This window comes from Psychrobacter sp. 4Bb, assembly GCF_002836735.1.
Lineage (GTDB): Bacteria > Pseudomonadota > Gammaproteobacteria > Pseudomonadales > Moraxellaceae > Psychrobacter.
This window is the reverse complement of sequence record NZ_PJAS01000052.1, coordinates 87,792-105,305: the sequence shown is the minus strand read 5'-3', so window position 1 is coordinate 105,305 and position 17,514 is coordinate 87,792. Positions and strand designations below refer to the sequence as shown.

Genomic DNA, 17,514 nt, shown 5'->3' with positions numbered 1-17,514 from the left:
AGGATAATTATGTCTACTTCATCTAACAACAATAACGACGCACTAGACCAACCTGCTAGCAGCGTTAATACTGATGGTGTTCAGCCAATCTCATCACAGACGACCGGTTTTACTTTTAACCACACCATGCTACGTGTCAAAGACCCTGTTAAATCGCTAGAGTTTTACACTGGTGTCTTGGGTATGACCTTGCTTGCCGTTAAGAAGTTCCCTGACATGGGATTCGATTTATATTTCTTGGCTAAGTTGACCGAAAGCGAGCGCGAAAACTTGCCAACTGGCGATGACTTAGAAATCTTTGCTTTCCGTCAACGTGGTATTTTAGAGTTGACGCACAACTACGGCACCGAGACAAAAGCTGACTTTAGCTATCATGACGGCAATCAGGATCCACAGGGTTTTGGTCATATTTGTTTTAGCGTTCCAAGCTTGGATGAAGCGGTTGCTTGGTTTGATAAAAACGACGTCGAATTTAAAAAACGTCCAGAAGATGGCAGTATGAAAAACATTGCCTTTATCAAAGATGTAGACGGCTACTGGATCGAAATCGTACAGGCCGATTTGATGGGCTAGTTGTCAGAATGACAGCACCTATTAAGATAAGTGCGCTAATAAAAATAAATAGAATAAAGGAGTATCACCCAGATGCCTACCTCTGAGGCAGACACGACACTGAGTGCTGAGACAGCTGCGCAGTCTACGACAACGGATGGATTGACTTATCAAAGCATTCTTGGTTCAGCAAATGAGATATGGGTTGGCTTTGTTGAACGCATCCCATATTTTGTCGCATCAATTATCGTTATCCTAATTTTTTGGTTTTTATCGATTGTCTTCAAAAAAATCGTTCACAAATTATTAGGCAGTCGTAGTCGGCATCAGAACTTGGTCAAAGTGTTTCAGCGGGTAGGCGGGGCGCTTATTTTCTTTATTGGTTTTATGATAGCGATGGTTATTGCGGTGCCAGGGTTCACTCCTGCTAAGTTGATAGGCGCGCTCGGTATTGGTTCCGTTGCTATCGGTTTTGCTTTTAAGGATATCTTCCAAAATTTGCTCTCTGGTATCTTGCTACTAATTTCAGAGCCGTTTCGTATCGGTGATCAGATTGTCTCAGGCGACTATGAAGGAACAGTTGAAGATATCAAAATCCGCGCAACCACTATCAGGACTTATGATGGTCGTCAAGTGGTGATTCCAAATTCAGATCTCTATACTTCAGCATTGACCGTCAATACCGCTTACAAGCAGCGTCGTCTGCAAGTCGCAGTTGGTATCGGCTATGAAGATGATATTGAAGCGGCCAAAGCTGAGATTATAAAAGCGTTAGACAAGATAGAGAGCGTCTCAAAGAAAGCAACGCCAAGCGTGATTGCTACTGGTTTTGGTGGTTCGTCCATTGATCTAATGGTACGCTGGTTTATCGAAGATGGTACGCAAGCCAATAAGGTTGCCTCGATTCATCAAGTAATTGTAGGTATCAAAAACTCATTGGATGCAGCGGGCGTAAATATTCCATTCCCAATACGTACGATTGACTTGAGTGATCCTTCAGTGAGTGCAATCGTTAATAAGATGAACGAGCACCAAGACATTGTGGACGTGAATAAAACAGTGGCAGAGTAGCGCGCTCGATGAAATATTCAATTAGTGTTAAAACTTTGATTTCCACAATATTTAGAAAATCGAAAAACCGCCACATCAATTGATATGGCGGTTTTTTTTACGTGTCGACTTGCTATAAATATAAAGGCTTATTCGTCTTTTGCTCTAAAGTCGGTATGGCATGATTTACAGCTTGCACCAACTTGTCCAAAGGCAGGTTTAACATCGTCCATGCTAGTGGCGTTTTGGGCGGCGGCGTTTAGCTCAGCAGTGACTTTTTGAAAGTTTTCAGCTTCAGCACTGAAACCATCAGCATTAGACCAAACCGCTTCAGTAGCATTACCTACCGCTTCTGGGTCTTCAAAATGACCCCAAGGCTTGGCGGCATCTTCTGCTAGGAATGCCGCTTGCTCTTTAAATACATCGGCATCAAATGTATCAGGTGCTTTTGCCATATCACCCATGACGCCCATTGCGTCGCCCCAGTTTTTCATGGTGTCTTGACGCGCTTGCACGTCAGGGTTAGATCCTGTTGAAGTGCTACAGGCCGTTAGACCCAGTGCAGCCGCCATCAAAGTAACGCTAAACAGAGATTTGAAAGATTTGTTGGTATGAACCTGTGCCATATGACTTACTCCTTTAAACTTGGCTAATAGTAAGCGCGATTAAAAACGCTCGCTTTGACTTAAAATATAGTTATACAAAATACTGCCTAAAATTCTTCTGAGCACAGTTGCTAATAAAGAACGTCTTCTATTGTAACGGTTATCTGGGCGATGGGAATTATATAGTTGTTATATCCTCGTAATATTTTAGATAAGCATACCTTAACTTGGTTATGGTTGGTTGCAGTGATTACATGGTAGTTAAACAACATATTTCTGTATGATAACAACGTAAAAGTGGCTCGTTTGGACAGTACTGACAATAAAAAAGGCCAGCGATAGTAGCTGACCTTTTTAATATTTTCCAAAAATATGAATGCCGTGATATTTACGAAAACTACAGTGCTAACCAATCACGCGGCTTTAAATAATAATCGGTCAACTCAAACTCAGGCGTTCCTTCAGCAGGCTCAAAACGATAATGCCAGCTGGCAAGCGGTGGCATACTGACTAGGATGGATTCGATACGTCCATTACTCTGTAGTCCAAATAGCGTTCCACGATCGTAGACCAGATTGTACTCGACGTAGCGACCACGGCGATAGAGCTGAAACTCGCGCTGCGCTTCAGTATAAGGCGTATTTTTACGTTGTTCAAAAATCGGCATGATACCGTCAAGATAACCGTTGCCAACGGCTTTCATAAAATTAAAGCAAGTCTCAAAGTCCCAGCCGCGACTCTCGGTACTGACGTCATCATAAAACAAACCACCAATACCGCGCTGTTCATCACGATGGCGTAGATGGAAATACTCATCACACCACTGTTTAAAATCAGCGTAGATATTGTCCCCAAAAGGCGCACACAAGTCATGACAGACTTGATGCCAGTGTACACAATCAGCGAGTACTGGATAGAATGGCGTTAAGTCAAAACCACCGCCAAACCACCAGATAGGTGCTTCGCCTTCCGCTTCTGCTACGAATAAACGCACATTGGCATGGCTCGTAGGTACGTTTGGATTTCTGGGATGGACAACCAGTGATACGCCCATTGCTTGAGCTTTACGTCCAGCGATATTAGGGTGACGCGCGGTCGCAGAGGCAGGTAGGTTATGTACATGAATATGGCTAAACATGACGCCCGCTTTTTCTATGACTTCACCATCTGCCAATACGCATGACCGCCCGCCGCCGCCTTCAGGACGTTCCCAGTCATCAGGTACAAAGGTCGCATGCTCGTTGTCATTAGTGCTGCCGTCACGCTCTTGTGCTTCTAGTGATTCACAGATACGTGCCTGTAAATCAACCAAAAATTCACGTACTCGCATGATGTCGTTATTGGTTGGCGTCGTCACGGACACTACCGTTGATAAGTCTGTTTCGTTATTTGTATTTGTAATACTCATAAGATATCTATTTATTCAGGTGTATGGCGGTATTAAGGTCTGTATCGAGAGAAGCGTCTATATCAAGATTGATATTTTTATCAAACAAGTGGCCCATGCGATCACGTTTGGTTGCTAGGTATTCCGCATTCATATCATTGACACCGACCAACAATGGCACCCGTTCGACAACATCAATACCATGCTCAGTCAGATAAGCGACTTTGTTTGGATTGTTGGTAATGAGCCTGACAGCGTCGACCCCGACATGGGCAAGCATCGGACCACACATATCATAGATACGCGCATCAGCAGGCAAGCCTAACATGAGATTGGCATCCAATGTATCATGGCCCTGATCTTGGAGGGCATACGCACGAATCTTATTGGTCAAACCAATACCGCGGCCTTCTTGACGCAAATACAAAATCGCACCGCAACCTGATTCTTGGATGGCTTGCATGGCAGTATTGAGCTGCGGACCGCAGTCACATTTCAATGAGCTAAATGCGTCGCCTGTCAGACATTCAGAATGAATGCGAATGAGCGGCACTTGCTTCGCTATAGATTCATCTTTTTGGTCCAATACCGTGTCGTCTGAGGGTTGCCTAGCCATGACATCTGTCTGTTGATCGACCACAGTTAGACCAACGGTCAGCATGACATGCTCTTGACCTTGGCTATTTTCAAAGATATAAATATCAAACTCGCCGTGACGAGTGGGTAATTTGGCACTAGTGATAAATTGATATGACATTGCTGTCCTACATAAGCCTAAAGTTGTGGCGGTGAAAAGTATGTTATTGCTGTTTGAAACGAGCGCTGTTTGAAACGGTACTGTTCGAGATAACCACTGTTTCCGATATAAATGTTAGTTGAGATGAGCATGTCACCTAAACTTTACTGCTAAAATTAAGATAATACCAGTATAACCTGTTCATAAAGACAGTGTGCTCATTGTATTTTTTATAAAAACACACAAAGTTCACAGACGACGCACGATGATTAAAGCGACAATTAAAAAAAAATGCTATTATGCCATACTATTTTGACGGATACAGTGACAAGTCTTTACCCTTACATTACTATGTCGTCACTAACATCCGCTATTGATGCAAAATAATAGGGCATAATGTCACCCCTCAGTTGTCAATAGTATAAAAGCATCAATAGTTTGATATCAAAACGTTGGTATTGACGCGCAGCCTATTGTGCTAGCGTGTCTACTGTCGTAAGTAGCGCAGCTATACAAATACGAAAGTTGCATGAATAATTATATGGTCGATTACATCAATAATGATGTAGGTATTATTGACGTCTTTTGATTATAGTCACCGCTATATTTTAAAGACACGTCTTGTCAGCAGATTGGTAGGTATCGTACGGTTTATGCAGCAGTCACCTCATTCTCCAAAGTCTCAGTCCCTATCTACATCAGTGCTGGATTCTGCTGCTCAGTTATCGAGCTTACAGCAGACCTATACTGTGATACCACGTGTGCGTCCTCATACGCCATTGCTTGATGCAATTGATACACCCACTGACCTCAGCACACTTTCGGCTGCCAAGCTTATTACGCTGGCTGATGAATTGCGCCTTTTTCTATTGTATTCAGCTGGTCAGAGTGGTGGGCATTTTGGTGCCAATTTGGGCGTGGTTGAGCTGACCATCGTATTGCATTATTTGTTAGAGACGCCGCAAGACCAAATCGTCTGGGACGTGGGTCATCAAGCTTATGCTCATAAAGTACTGACAGGTCGCCGTGAGCAGCTAGGTACTATCAGGTCTAAAGATGGTCTGACAGCATTTCCTGAGCGCGCAGAATCTGTCTACGATACATTTGGCGTTGGGCATTCATCGACCTCTATTTCAGCTGGTCTGGGTATGAGTCTCGCCCTGCGTTATCAAGGCCGCGAGCAAACGGTTGCTTGCATCATTGGTGATGGTGCGATGACAGGTGGTATGGCATTTGAAGCGATGAATGACGCAGTACAGCAAGATGCTGATTTGCTGGTCATCCTAAACGATAATGATATGTCGATATCTTGCTCTATTGGCGGGTTTTCACGACATTTAGCGATGCTTTGGGAGTCAGGTTATCAAGTTGATATCTCTGAGTCAGGTGAGCCAATACTCTGCCACCGTCCTGATATGCAGGCGTTCGATCGCCGCAAGCGTCATAAAGAGATGCGTGATGTTCCGCAGCTAGAAGATAACTTATTCAAAGCGATTGGTTTTACCTATTTTGGTCCATTTGATGGGCATAATATTCCTGAGCTATTGCGTGTATTGTCATTGGCAAAGCAAGTATCGGGTCCCGTATTGGTGCATATTTATACCACTAAGGGTAAAGGCTTTGCACCAGCAGAATTAGATCCAGTGGGCTATCATGCAATCAGTAAATTGCCAGTCAAAAATCATAAAGAGCATGAAGCGTCTAAAGCTAACTCTATAGAGCAGCTAAAAAAACAACCAAGTACAAAGCCAGCGTTAAAATATTCGCAAGTGTTTGGCCAGTTTTTGTGTGATAAAGCGGCCGAAGACGATAAGCTACTAGCTGTCACCCCTGCCATGGAAGAAGGCTCAGGGATGACTGACTTTGCTTGTCAGTTTCCAGAGCGTTTCTTTGATGTGGCCATTGCTGAGCAACACGCGGTCACGCTAGCGGCTGGGATGGCAACTCAAGGCGTCAAACCTATTGTCGCGATTTATTCAACGTTCTTGCAGCGTGGATATGATCAGCTGATTCATGACGTGGCCTTACAGAATCTCGATGTTATGTTTGCCATTGATCGAGCGGGCCTAGTCGGTGAAGACGGTGCCACGCATGCTGGCGTGTTTGATTTTGGATTTTTACGTTGTGTACCTAATATGGTGATTGCAGCGCCAAAAGATGAGAACGAATGCTACCATTTGCTCAATACTTGCTATGAGTATCCAGGCTGCACGGCAGTACGTTACCCGCGTGGTACAGGCACAGGTGCTGATATTGAACAGCCCGCCCAAACTTATAAAGTTGGCGAAGCAGTTGTCGAGTCAGTATTAGGTAAAGCTGACGCACCTTACAAATTGGCATTATTGGCCTTTGGCACGATGGTAGCAACTGCTCAGCAAGCAGCAGAAACCCTAATAAATAACGATGCAGCGTTAGATTGCCAGATACAGGTGGTTAATATGCGCTGGGTAAAACCGCTCGATACGGTAATGCTTGAGACGCTATTAGCACAAGAGGTCACTCATATAGCCACCCTAGAAGAGCATATGATTATGGGCGGCGCGGGTAGTGCAGTGAATGAGTATTTACTCAATGAATCGGCTGCCTTTAAGCAAAGTCGTCCAGCTATTGCTAATATCGGTATTCCTGATCGTTTTATCGCTCATGGCTCCCAAGCAGAACAATTGGCTGACTGTGGTTTAGATGTCGAAGGCGTAATTAAACAGCTTAAAATGCTTTTATCGTAAGCGTTACAATATTATTTTAAAAAATTAATGCACTAAAAATGTGTTAATTAAAGTTGATATAAGCTCCTTAAACAGAGCAAACGCCTGCTAGCCGTAGGTGCTAACTTTTTTACAACTTGCGCAGTTTAGATGATCGCCAAAGTACTGGCTTGGTCAGCGTGACGGTTTTTTCGTTTTTATCGAACAATTTTAGTATAATGCGGGTGTCTTTTATAAGTTTTCGTTTATAAAAGACACGTTTTTAATCGCATAGATGTGGTGTGATGCGGCGGCTGTTTGGCATGTTGTGGGCACAAAGTTAGTCTTATTTTTTATATTCATTCATCAAGCAAATAGGTTATTTATGGAACCCATGGTCGTCATCGCAGCGCGTACTGCTGAAAAAGTTGGTAAAGAGATTTTATATGCGCATCAAAACCGCCACAAAATCGAGTTAGATATCGAGTCTAAAGGACTTGATGGTTTGGTTACCCGTATTGATCGCTTTAGCGAAGAGCTCACTATTGAGACGCTAAAAGCCAGCTATCCTAATCATTCATTTTTGGGTGAAGAGTTCGGTATGCAAGAAGGTCGCGGCGAAGATGCTGACTGGTGCTGGATTATCGATCCACTAGACGGTACTAAGAACTTTGTCCACGGTGTACCGCAGTTCTGCGTATCTATCGCAGTCCAGCATAAAGGTGTTACTCAGCACGGTGTGGTCTATGATCCTGTTCGTGATGAGATGTTCTCAGCGAGCCGCGGTAAAGGCGCGCGCTTGAACAATCGCCGTATGCAAGTGAGCGAGCGCAAAACCATTGATGGCGGTTTCTTTACGACCGGTCATCCGCTTGAGCGTAAGCGCAATGGCGAAGTTATCTCTTATGCTAAACAGCACTTTGAGAGCTTACAGAAGATATCTGAGGCAGGTGGTCAGGTACGTCGTATGGGTTCAGCTGCGCTTGATTTGTGCTATGTTGCTGCTGGTCGTTTTGACGGTTATTTTGAGATGTCTATCAAGCCTTGGGACATCGCAGCGGGCGAGCTTATCGTAACTGAAGCACGCGGTGTGGTGGTTGATCATACTGGCGCGCACAACTCTATGACATCAGGCTCTATCTTCGCTTGTAATGTGAAATTGCTTAAGCCATTGATGCAAACAGTTGTTCCAATCTGGGGTGATGCAATCTAAACGTTAACCTTAATGGTATTAATGTTTAGCGCCTAGATATAGTTAATATCTAGATTGAGTATGAATGAAAAAAGCTGGTTCCGTTATGGAGCCAGCTTTTTTGTTTTATCATTACCCTGATTGCCAGCTTTATCTTCAACAGTGATGCCTTTGAATGCTAGCTCTTTACTGGTAGTTTCTAGCAGCTGCAATTCTTCTTCTATCAGCATCAGCATGTCTTGTACGCGAGGTAACGCCTTGCTACAAGCGGTAATACCAAACTCAATCTTATCCAAATAACTGGCTAGGGTGATGTTCATGGCTTGACCATTGAACACGATAGAAGCAGGGTATAGCGATTGCAAGCGCGCGCCGTTCCAGTACAGTGGCTTTTCAGAGCCAGGAACGTTGGAGATAATTAAGTTAAAGGCCTGCTTTTTGGGGAATAACCCTGTCGCTAGATTGATACCCTCCCACGCATAGGCAATCACACTATAGTTGATAACCTGCGCTTGATTCATGCGGCGAAAGCGACGTTTGCCGTTATTCATACTGCGATGAATCAATTCTATTCTGCGTAAAGGATTGTCTAAGTGGGTACCCAAATTTGCCAATACAAATGACAGCTGATTGCCCGAGATACTGTTATCCGTACGCAATGACATCGGTACAAAAGCAATCAATGGTTTGCTCGGCAGGGCGTCCATCGAGATTAAATAGCGACGAAGGGCACCAGAACAGACGGCGAGTACCACATCATTTTTGCTGATATTCAATCTCTCTGCGATATCATTAAAGCGTTTGATGTCATAAGACTGTGCTGCTATACGACGAGAGGCTGAAATGCGCTTGTTCAAAATGCTCATAGGTGCATCAAAAGTGCCGACATAGCCTTCATCGCTATAGTTTTTAAGGTTGTCTAGCAGCTCTGTGAATACAGGTTTGATGGTAGAGATTTGCTCTTTAATGATGCGTTTGACCGATCTTTCAGCTGGCAAGATAGCGTTGACATGGTTGCGATGGCGCGCCATCAACGACCACACTGGCAAGGTTACGGGTTCTGTCGCTGATTGCGATAGCGACTTTTGTACCAAACGCATCGCAGCGATGCCATCTACCAATGAATGGTGAATCTTAAAGTACAACGCAAAACGCTCAGGGCTGCCCTCGGTTTCGGGTTCAATACCCTCAACCACATGACACTCCCACAGCGGCATGGCACGGTCCAACAGACGTCCATGCTCTCGTGAAACGTACATCAATAGCTCACGAGCACGCGCAGGTTTTGGCAATGCGACATGATGGAAATGATGTTCGACATCGAAGTTTTTGTCTTTTTTCCAAAACATCAAATGTTCAAGCACTTGGTTAAATGGAAAGCTTGGCGGCACATCAGAGTCTTGCATCTGCTTGACCAGTTGATAGACAAAATCGCTCCCTGCATCATCTGGCAATTCAAACAAGAATAAGCCACCAACGTGCATGGGCTGTTTACGCGACTCAAGAAGTAGAAACAACTGGTCGACTGCTGTGAGAAGTCGCATAATAAATCCTTTTATGACGATAAGTGTTATGTGAAAATTATAATGAGTAGATATTCAATCAAATAACATTTTTTATTATTTTATAGAGCGTGTTAAGCAATCAACCATAGCACTGACAGCACTATACGTAAATACTCAACATGCTCTATTATGATATGTCATTTATACTTCAATTTATTGAAAGAAATACCCAGTCTGTGGTGAGCTGGCAGTAGCCATTTTACGCATTGGCATACGACCTGCCAAAAACGCAGCGCGACCTGCCCACATAGCATGTTTCATTGCGTGTGCCATCATTACCGGGTTTTGTGCATTGGCAATGGCTGAGTTCATCAGTACACCATCACAGCCAAGCTCCATCGCAAGTGCAGCATCAGACGCAGTACCGACACCAGCGTCAACCAATACGGGTACTTTAGCGTTTTCGATTATCAAGCTAAGCGTATGACGATTGAGTAGACCAAGCCCAGACCCAATCAAGCTGCCAAGCGGCATAATGGCGACACAGCCCATGCTTTCTAATTCTTGTGCGACGATAGGGTCGTCTGACGTATAAACCATCACTTCAAAGCCATCATCGATCAATACTTTGGCGGCTTTTAAAGTTTCCATAACATTTGGATATAAGGTTTTTTCGTCCCCCAATACCTCAAGCTTAACCAAATTATGCCCACCCAATAACTCGCGAGCAAGCTTACAAGTGCGAATGGCTGTTTCGGCGTCAAAGCAGCCAGCAGTATTCGGTAATATCGTATATTTATCAGGTGAAATCACATCTAATAAGTTAGGCTCATCACTGTTTTGTCCAATATTGACACGGCGAATAGCAACGGTCACGATTTCGGCTGCTGAAGCGGCAATGGCTTCTCCAGTCTCTGTCATGTCTTTATATTTACCGGTACCGACTAACAGACGCGAAGAAAAGGTACGGCTACCGACAGTAAAGGTATCTTGTAAAAGTGGTGTTGGATGAGTAGTGCTAACGTTCTCTGACATAACGGAAAATCCTAATATCGAGCGGGAGAAGGGATAGACAAAATATGATGGGCAATCTAAGTAATCTAAAAGGTGTAATAGACAATGGCAAGCGGTCTGCAAAAAATCGCATGATATGCTAACTCTGATAGTAATGATATGTGCTGGGCGATAGATATAAAGCGTCAGTCACATAAAATAATACCCGTCTAAAACAAAATGCTATTATAACAAACTCATGCAACCTTACTGGCAGTCTTTTTTGATTCGAACTGTTAAGGACAAGGCATCCATCATGTCTTGGCGTGCGTACTTCTTATCCTCTCCTCACTTATTGGGCCGTCTTTATGATGCAGTTGCCATACAGCTTTGCGAAACGCCATCAGATTTTGGCCATACTTGCGATAGATCCGGAATTGCCGCCAACATTGGTACTTACCAAAGCGACCCCGTTGTCAGCGATCAATGAAGCGGTACGGTTTTTACAGCAGCAAGGCATTCGCGGTGTACCCACTTACGAAAGTGTCAGCGCGGACGATTTTGAAAAACGTATGAACGCAGCTTATGCTGGCAATACAGGAGAGTCTCAGCATATTGCTGCTGGACTTGAAGACCATCCTGATCTCGATAGCTTGGCAGATAGCGTCCCTGAAACTGAAGACTTGATGGATCAGCAAGATGATGCGCCCATTATTCGTCTGATCAATGCGCTGTTGTCAGAAGCCATTCGCCTAAATGCCTCAGACATTCATATCGAAACTTTTGAAAAACGCTTGGTGGTTCGTTTCCGAGTTGATGGTGAGCTTAAAGAAATTATCACACCAAAACGCCAGCTCGCGCCATTATTAGTCTCGCGTATCAAAGTCATGGCCAAGCTGGATATCGCCGAAAAGCGAGTGCCGCAAGATGGTCGTATCAGCTTAAGGCTGGCAGGGCGAGAAGTTGATGTGCGCGTATCGACCTTACCATCGAGCTTTGGTGAGCGCGTGGTAATGCGTCTACTAGACAAGCAAGCTGGCCGTTTGAATATGACGTATTTGGGGCTGTCTGATAATGACTATACTGAGCTAAAACGCTTAATCCATCGTCCGCATGGCATTATTTTGGTGACAGGGCCGACTGGTTCGGGTAAAACTACGACGTTATATTCTGCATTGACCGATTTAAATGATCAAACTCGCAATATCTTGACTGCTGAAGATCCGATTGAGTTTCAGCTTGATGGTATCGGGCAGACGCAGGTCAACAATAAAGTAGACATGACATTTGCTAAAAGTTTGCGCGCGATGTTGCGACAAGATCCCGATGTGGTCATGGTTGGTGAAATTCGTGATTTAGAGACAGCAGAGATTGCCGTACAGGCCTCTTTAACAGGGCATTTGGTATTATCGACACTGCATACCAACACGGCTATCGGCGCGGTCACTCGCTTACAGGACATGGGTGTTGAGCCGTTTCTATTATCGTCATCGCTTATTGGCGTAGTAGCGCAGCGTTTGGTACGTACTTTATGTGCACATTGTCAAAGCTGGCAGGCCGCTGATACCGAGCAAGCCAAGCTGTTTACTGAAATTGGCATTGGATCAACGCTAAAAAGTGATACCAAAGATATAGCAAGTGAGTCGATTCGTTTGCCCAAGCCAGTTGGCTGCGATAAATGTAATCAGTCAGGGTTTAAAGGACGTACTGCTATCTATGAAGTCGTGCCAATCGACGATACATTGCGCCGTATGATTCATAGCAATACGGCTGAATATGAACTAGAAGAATACGCGCGCCAGCAAACCCCATCGATTCGTGCAGATGGTTTGCGTAAAGTCATAGAAGGGCGGACGACATTGGAGGAAGTGCTGCGAGTGACGAAAGAAAGCGCCTTAACGGACGAGACGATACTGGTATAAATTTGCAGACTAGATATCGGTATAACAGACAAAAAATAGCTGGTGTGAATAGCCAGTTATTTTAGTTTTAACGTTTTTCTAATTGTGAAGCTTTAGAGTTTTTAGCCGCTATTATTTGGCAGCCATACACTCAATCTCAACGCTTGCTCCAGCAGCCAGTTCTGATACACCAAAAGCTGAGCGTACAGGATAAGGCTTTATCATCTCAGCTTTATAGACTTTGTTAAAGTCATCAAAGTCATCCATATCAGTCAGCATGACCATACATTTAACGATATCGGACTTTCGATAGCCATATTTTAATAGCGTGCTATGGATGTTATCGAGCACTTGCTTGGTTTCAGCTTTGATACCGCCTTTGACCAGTTTGCCATCTTTAAAGCCAATTTGTCCCGACATATACAATGTATTGCCCACGCGTACAGCTTCTGAAAAAGGATAAGTCCCGCCATCGCCCAAGAAAGTAGGCCCAGACCTAGCAATGCTAACAGCTGTCGTCGTATTAGCACTAGCGCTATGAAAAAAACCCAATGAGCACATAGTGGCTAGCGCTAGCGTAGACAAGCAAGTACTAAGTTTGGACATACTGTTTCCTCATTGGGTTTGTTATCAATTTTTACTAGCTACTTATCAGCACTATTATTTTGAGTAGATGAGGCATCGCTTTCTTCGATTATTGCCTCGGTTTTAGAGTCATCTTCTGAGAATTTTTCAGACGCTTTACCTTGGCGGCGTGCCTCTAGCTCCGCTTTTGGTATCCATGCCCACGTCATCTCAACCACAATTGGATCGCGGTCACTATCAGACTCACGATCTTTGATGACACAAGGAATAATCATCTCACCTTTTGGTGTGTTTAGGATATCCAAACGCTGTTCATCAGACAAGCTTGCCACAGCAGCAATTTGACCTTTTTTGATCGGGCGATGGAAATTTACCGAGTAAGATTTAATCAGTAGGATACGATCAGAGGGCAAGTTTAAACCCAAAATAAAACCCGTAGCCGTCTCAGCCAGTAATGTGATGGCGACTGCATGGATAGAGCCGATATGGTTTTGGACGGCTTTATTGTTGTTTAAACTAACGACGACTTGGTTTGGTTCTACCGTCTCATAATAAATGCCAGTTGTGCCGACATAGGGAACGACCTTGCCAAAGGCTTTAGATAAAATACTTGAGCGTGCACCAGCAGGTAGATATTTGGTGACTGATAACAGTTTAGTAAATTGATTGCTAATTGGTTTTAGCGTGCTACTGGGTTTTTCAACTGAATATTTTGTGCTGTCAGATACTTTGGCTGGCAGTTTATTGGTCAACTTGGCGGGTAGTTTTTTTAATAATCCTGACATACAAAATTCCTTAACGTAAATGAGTTGAATGACATTCTTAGCATGGCTTTTTATGATAGCGACACAAATATATATAATGAAAGTCGCTATAAATACTATGGTACATCAACCATTGCCTTCCTACTATTATTAGCATGAACTGCTGCGCTTACAAAACTATAGTAGCGTGGCTATGTTGCTAGGTTATGCCATCAATTTAGATCGCCACTTAAAGCAGCCTAGTCATCTTATATGTCAGTATCATTTGGGCATTGATATTATTAAGTGATTGGTATAATCAGTTCAATATAACTTAGATACAAGGAAGCCGGGTGAAAGTACTACAAATAGTAGACTAAGCGAGACTGACACCGTATCTAATTTATAGAGGGTTGACTATAGTTACCATGCCAATAGGCAGCCGCGTTATAATGACAAAATGTTAGCATGTCTATTTCAAACCTGTTTTCAATGCCGCTGGATAACGTTATGCCTGATATGTCTGCTCATGAACCGACCAATATTATTTATACGGGCGTTGCTGGTACAGGTAAAACCTATAGATTGCTGCAAATCGCGAAGCAATACACCGACTATCTACCCAAGACTGAAAATGAAGATTTATTAGAGCACCTGCTGCAAGGTTTAAGCTGGCGCGAAGTATTGTGTCTGGTGTTTTTAGATTTACGTGCTGAACAACAGGATTTGTTAAAGGTACGAGAAATTATTGATCATCCTTTTTTTATGACCAAAGCTGCTCAGAACTCACGTGATAAAAATCTAGATAGTACAGCTTGGTTAGAGCTACGCAGACATAGTCCTACAAACTCTCAAACAGTCAGTTTTGATAACCGCGCTAGCCAAGCTTATTTTGATAAGGACAATAGTGGGGCATGGTATTTATTGCCAGAGAGTATGGTGCTACTAGAAGATTTATCGCAGCAATTAGCAGAGTTTCAGCAGGCACAGCGTGACAACCAACCCCATCAAAATCAAAACATCGGTCAGCAACGTTTTAGTATGGTGAGCTTCCATCAAGCCTACGGCTATGAAGAGTTTGTAGAAGGTATACGGCCTGTCATGAGTGGCGCTTCACCAGCAAATAACAGCCCTTCTAATCAAACTCAAATGAGTTACGCGGTACAAGATGGAGCATTCCTGAAGCTATGTCAACGCGCAGCCCGTAACCCTCAGCAGCGTTATGCCATGCTGATTGATGAGATTAACCGTGCTAACGTGTCACGAGTGTTTGGTGAGCTTCTCAGTTTGATAGAGCCTGATAAACGAGCGGGCAAGCCAAATGCGATGACAGTAAGTTTGGCGTATTCTAGGCGTGCTTTTAGTGTGCCTGCCAATGTCGATATTTATGCCACTATGAATACCCAAGATCATTCTTTAGCGCCACTTGATATGGCGTTACGTCGACGTTTTCGTTTTATTGACTGTCCACCGCAGCCTAATTTACTATCGACAATTCGAGCCAGCAATGACACCGACACTGGACTGTCTGAAGACTTAGAAGCAGGTGCGATAGATTTGAGTAAATTACTAACAGGCTTGAATAGACGTATCGTGCAGACACTGGGAGTAGAAGCACAGTTGGGGCATGCGTTTTTATTCGCAATCACTCAGTTAGAGCAATTACAAACGGCGCTCGTTGAACAAATTATTCCTCAATTGGCTCAAGCAGCTGGTGGTCAAATTACGGTGCTGCAGTATATCTTTAGAGATGAGCAGCAACCGACGAGTAAGCAGTTCGTACAGGATAGTCAAGCATTGATGAATGACGACTTGTATAATCCGCTGGGCAACCAAAACAATGCTTTCGCTGAACACCAAATGTTTGCAGGGCAGGGTTCTTTTCTTGGTCAGTCTATGAGTATGAATAGCTATACTATCAATGCCGATCTGATCGCTAGGGATGGTGAGTTTAATAATGCTGCTATCTATCAGCGTTTGTACTAGCAGGGTGACTGTTCAGTGATAACGAATAATCAATATTACGCCAAGCAACACGCTATTAGGGTAAGCAGTCGCCAGACTCGTATCCCTAACAGTAGTGTCGCTACCATGAATGTTATCACCGTGTTTGAGCATCAACGTTTGACCGTGCATGATTTTTTGCACACGTCTGATTTCGATTGGCTAATAGCGCAAGAATTTGCAGCATTTACTATCAGGCGTAAGCGAGGGCAATGGCAGCTTAAGGTTGGGCACTACATTGGGATTATTCTACTGCCCAGTGGCATGACGCTTGAGATATTGCCAAAGCTCAATCAGTCTACTCAGTCTAGCGATACCGTCCAGACTCGTCATTGGGTACAGGGTATGCTATCGGATTTGATACATCTAGATGCGCATAACAATCGTAAGCTACCCAATACGAAAAACTTCGGTCAGTTTAGTTCCCAGTCCACTCCTTTACCGTTAAAAGTATTGCCCATATCAGACTGGCTGATTGAGCAGTTTTTGCAGCGTTTAATTGACTATCAACCAACCAAGCATTATCAGGCTCAGATTGAAAATCAGGCATCCCTGCAAGGTCGACTGCTTATCAAAGAGCAACTGCGTCATAATAGTATGCAACCGCATAAGTTCATCTGTGAAAGTAGCGTATTAAGTCACAACATGTTGGCCAATCGATTGATTAAGAGTGCATTGGTTTACTTGATGCCTTTATTGCCCCAGTTTATTTCTTCAAAACTGTTGCAGCCATGGCAGCAAGTGCCTACGCTAAACAACCGCGAAATGCAGCAGATAGCGGTAATATATGCTCAAGCAAAGCGTCAGCTAGACGTTCAGCCACTCCAAAAGCAAAAATTGCATGCCGCGCAGCAGTTAGTAGACTTGGCATACTGGTTATTGAAACAGACGACAGCTGCGACAGGTAACGGTATTGATCCAAATAGACAAAACTGCTCTCAGCTAAGATTGTGTTTGTTAATTGATATGAATCAAGCTTTTGAGCAATGGGCAAGTCAGCGTATCGCATCGATGTTTCAACAGATTAGTAGTAGTTACCGTCCTTTTTATCAGACCCAAAGTGTCTGGCTAAACGATGCTGAGGGACTAGCGTGCTTGTCTATACGGCCTGATTTGCTAATATTTAAAACTGCCTCTGATGATTGTCAAAACCAGAACGATATAGCAGCTAATCAAACTAAAGCCAAAAACAAAACCAAAGGTCGCTACAGTCATGTCATCGACATTAAGTGGAAGTACTTACCGCATGCTGCTGCAATTAGTGCGAGCGACGCTTATCAATTGACTAGCTATGCACAAGCTTACTTGGCGGGGCAGGTCTGGTTGGTTTATCCGGTGCTAGGTCGTGATAGGCAGCCAGTAGCGCTCAAGCAGCAAACTCATTATGGTAGTAATGATAGCGTTAGTAGCGATAATATTAAAAACAATGAATCAGCCGATGCCCATTTATGGTTGATGCCGTTTGATGTTTTGACAGGTACACTCAACGGTGAAGTACTGCCACATTTGGACAAAGCTTAATATCATTATCAATGACAGCGTGAATGACTGACTAATTGATAGGTAAATAATAAAAG

General features: G+C 43.7%; 14 protein-coding genes. 7 read left to right on the top strand and 7 right to left on the bottom strand.

What is annotated here, in order from left to right; all coding sequences use genetic code 11:
* Positions 1-9: 9 nt before the first annotated feature.
* Both gloA and CXF60_RS03585 read left to right on the top strand, forming a co-directional pair.
* Entirely contained in the window at positions 10-573 is a 564-nt protein-coding gene (gloA, locus tag CXF60_RS03590; RefSeq protein ID WP_102078048.1) for a lactoylglutathione lyase, read from the top strand.
* Between the two features lie 72 nt (positions 574-645).
* A complete protein-coding gene (locus CXF60_RS03585; RefSeq protein WP_102090820.1) occupies positions 646-1,623 on the top strand; it encodes a mechanosensitive ion channel family protein in 978 nt (325 codons plus the stop codon).
* 128 nt (positions 1,624-1,751) lie between these two features.
* On the opposite strand, the gene CXF60_RS03580 is transcribed toward CXF60_RS03585, so the two are convergent.
* From CXF60_RS03580 to ribA, 3 genes are all read right to left on the bottom strand, one after another.
* A complete protein-coding gene (locus tag CXF60_RS03580) occupies positions 1,752-2,228 on the bottom strand; it encodes a c-type cytochrome (protein WP_102078050.1) in 477 nt (158 codons plus the stop codon).
* Positions 2,229-2,604: 376 nt separating this feature from the next.
* A complete protein-coding gene (hemF, locus tag CXF60_RS03575) occupies positions 2,605-3,615 on the bottom strand; it encodes an oxygen-dependent coproporphyrinogen oxidase (protein WP_102090819.1) in 1,011 nt (336 codons plus the stop codon).
* 7 nt (positions 3,616-3,622) lie between these two features.
* Positions 3,623-4,351 (bottom strand): GTP cyclohydrolase II, encoded by a 729-nt coding sequence (ribA, locus tag CXF60_RS03570; RefSeq protein WP_102090818.1) that lies wholly within the window; start codon positions 4,349-4,351, stop codon positions 3,623-3,625.
* A gap of 632 nt (positions 4,352-4,983) precedes the next feature.
* Between ribA and dxs the strand changes: the two genes are divergently transcribed.
* Together dxs and CXF60_RS03560 are read left to right on the top strand one after the other, a co-directional pair.
* Positions 4,984-7,056, top strand: coding sequence for a 1-deoxy-D-xylulose-5-phosphate synthase (gene dxs / locus CXF60_RS03565; protein WP_102090817.1), 2,073 nt, complete (start codon positions 4,984-4,986; stop codon positions 7,054-7,056).
* Positions 7,057-7,399: 343 nt separating this feature from the next.
* Entirely contained in the window at positions 7,400-8,227 is an 828-nt protein-coding gene (locus CXF60_RS03560; protein ID WP_057758174.1) for an inositol monophosphatase family protein, read from the top strand.
* Between the two features lie 83 nt (positions 8,228-8,310).
* On the opposite strand, the gene CXF60_RS03555 is transcribed toward CXF60_RS03560, so the two are convergent.
* The gene (locus tag CXF60_RS03555; RefSeq protein ID WP_102090816.1) at positions 8,311-9,750 is read right to left on the bottom strand and encodes a WS/DGAT/MGAT family O-acyltransferase; all 1,440 of its coding nucleotides are present in this window, start codon (positions 9,748-9,750) and stop codon (positions 8,311-8,313) included.
* Between the two features lie 174 nt (positions 9,751-9,924).
* Complete coding sequence (locus CXF60_RS03550; protein WP_101205496.1) at positions 9,925-10,746, bottom strand: thiazole synthase; 822 nt, start codon at positions 10,744-10,746, stop codon at positions 9,925-9,927.
* A 326-nt stretch (positions 10,747-11,072) separates the two neighbouring features.
* Here CXF60_RS03550 and gspE point away from each other — a divergent pair, with 326 nt between their 5' ends.
* Positions 11,073-12,626 (top strand): type II secretion system ATPase GspE, encoded by a 1,554-nt coding sequence (gene gspE / locus CXF60_RS03545; protein ID WP_102090815.1) that lies wholly within the window; start codon positions 11,073-11,075, stop codon positions 12,624-12,626.
* A gap of 111 nt (positions 12,627-12,737) precedes the next feature.
* Here the strand turns inward: gspE and CXF60_RS03540 are convergent, their stop codons facing one another.
* Together CXF60_RS03540 and CXF60_RS03535 are read right to left on the bottom strand one after the other, a co-directional pair.
* Positions 12,738-13,211 carry a RidA family protein gene (locus CXF60_RS03540; protein WP_101205498.1) on the bottom strand — a complete coding sequence of 158 codons (474 nt, stop codon included), beginning with the start codon at positions 13,209-13,211 and terminating at the stop codon, positions 12,738-12,740.
* 38 nt (positions 13,212-13,249) lie between these two features.
* A complete protein-coding gene (locus CXF60_RS03535) occupies positions 13,250-13,975 on the bottom strand; it encodes a DUF4442 domain-containing protein (protein WP_101205499.1) in 726 nt (241 codons plus the stop codon).
* 426 nt (positions 13,976-14,401) lie between these two features.
* Between CXF60_RS03535 and CXF60_RS03530 the strand changes: the two genes are divergently transcribed.
* A complete protein-coding gene (locus tag CXF60_RS03530) occupies positions 14,402-15,919 on the top strand; it encodes an McrB family protein (RefSeq protein WP_227522935.1) in 1,518 nt (505 codons plus the stop codon).
* 15 nt (positions 15,920-15,934) lie between these two features.
* Complete coding sequence (locus CXF60_RS03525) at positions 15,935-17,458, top strand: McrC family protein (protein ID WP_227522936.1); 1,524 nt, start codon at positions 15,935-15,937, stop codon at positions 17,456-17,458.
* Positions 17,459-17,514: the final 56 nt, after the last annotated feature.

What these genes read in the sequence shown, in the direction of transcription:
- gloA (WP_102078048.1), top strand. Translation starts at nt 10, where the DNA reads ATGTCTACTTCATCTAACAACAATAACGACGCACTAGACCAACCTGCT.
- CXF60_RS03585 (WP_102090820.1), top strand. Translation starts at nt 646, where the DNA reads ATGCCTACCTCTGAGGCAGACACGACACTGAGTGCTGAGACAGCTGCG.
- CXF60_RS03580 (WP_102078050.1), bottom strand. Translation starts at nt 2,228, where the DNA reads ATGGCACAGGTTCATACCAACAAATCTTTCAAATCTCTGTTTAGCGTT.
- hemF (WP_102090819.1), bottom strand. Translation starts at nt 3,615, where the DNA reads ATGAGTATTACAAATACAAATAACGAAACAGACTTATCAACGGTAGTG.
- ribA (WP_102090818.1), bottom strand. Translation starts at nt 4,351, where the DNA reads ATGTCATATCAATTTATCACTAGTGCCAAATTACCCACTCGTCACGGC.
- dxs (WP_102090817.1), top strand. Translation starts at nt 4,984, where the DNA reads ATGCAGCAGTCACCTCATTCTCCAAAGTCTCAGTCCCTATCTACATCA.
- CXF60_RS03560 (WP_057758174.1), top strand. Translation starts at nt 7,400, where the DNA reads ATGGAACCCATGGTCGTCATCGCAGCGCGTACTGCTGAAAAAGTTGGT.
- CXF60_RS03555 (WP_102090816.1), bottom strand. Translation starts at nt 9,750, where the DNA reads ATGCGACTTCTCACAGCAGTCGACCAGTTGTTTCTACTTCTTGAGTCG.
- CXF60_RS03550 (WP_101205496.1), bottom strand. Translation starts at nt 10,746, where the DNA reads ATGTCAGAGAACGTTAGCACTACTCATCCAACACCACTTTTACAAGAT.
- gspE (WP_102090815.1), top strand. Translation starts at nt 11,073, where the DNA reads ATGATGCAGTTGCCATACAGCTTTGCGAAACGCCATCAGATTTTGGCC.
- CXF60_RS03540 (WP_101205498.1), bottom strand. Translation starts at nt 13,211, where the DNA reads ATGTCCAAACTTAGTACTTGCTTGTCTACGCTAGCGCTAGCCACTATG.
- CXF60_RS03535 (WP_101205499.1), bottom strand. Translation starts at nt 13,975, where the DNA reads ATGTCAGGATTATTAAAAAAACTACCCGCCAAGTTGACCAATAAACTG.
- CXF60_RS03530 (WP_227522935.1), top strand. Translation starts at nt 14,402, where the DNA reads ATGTCTATTTCAAACCTGTTTTCAATGCCGCTGGATAACGTTATGCCT.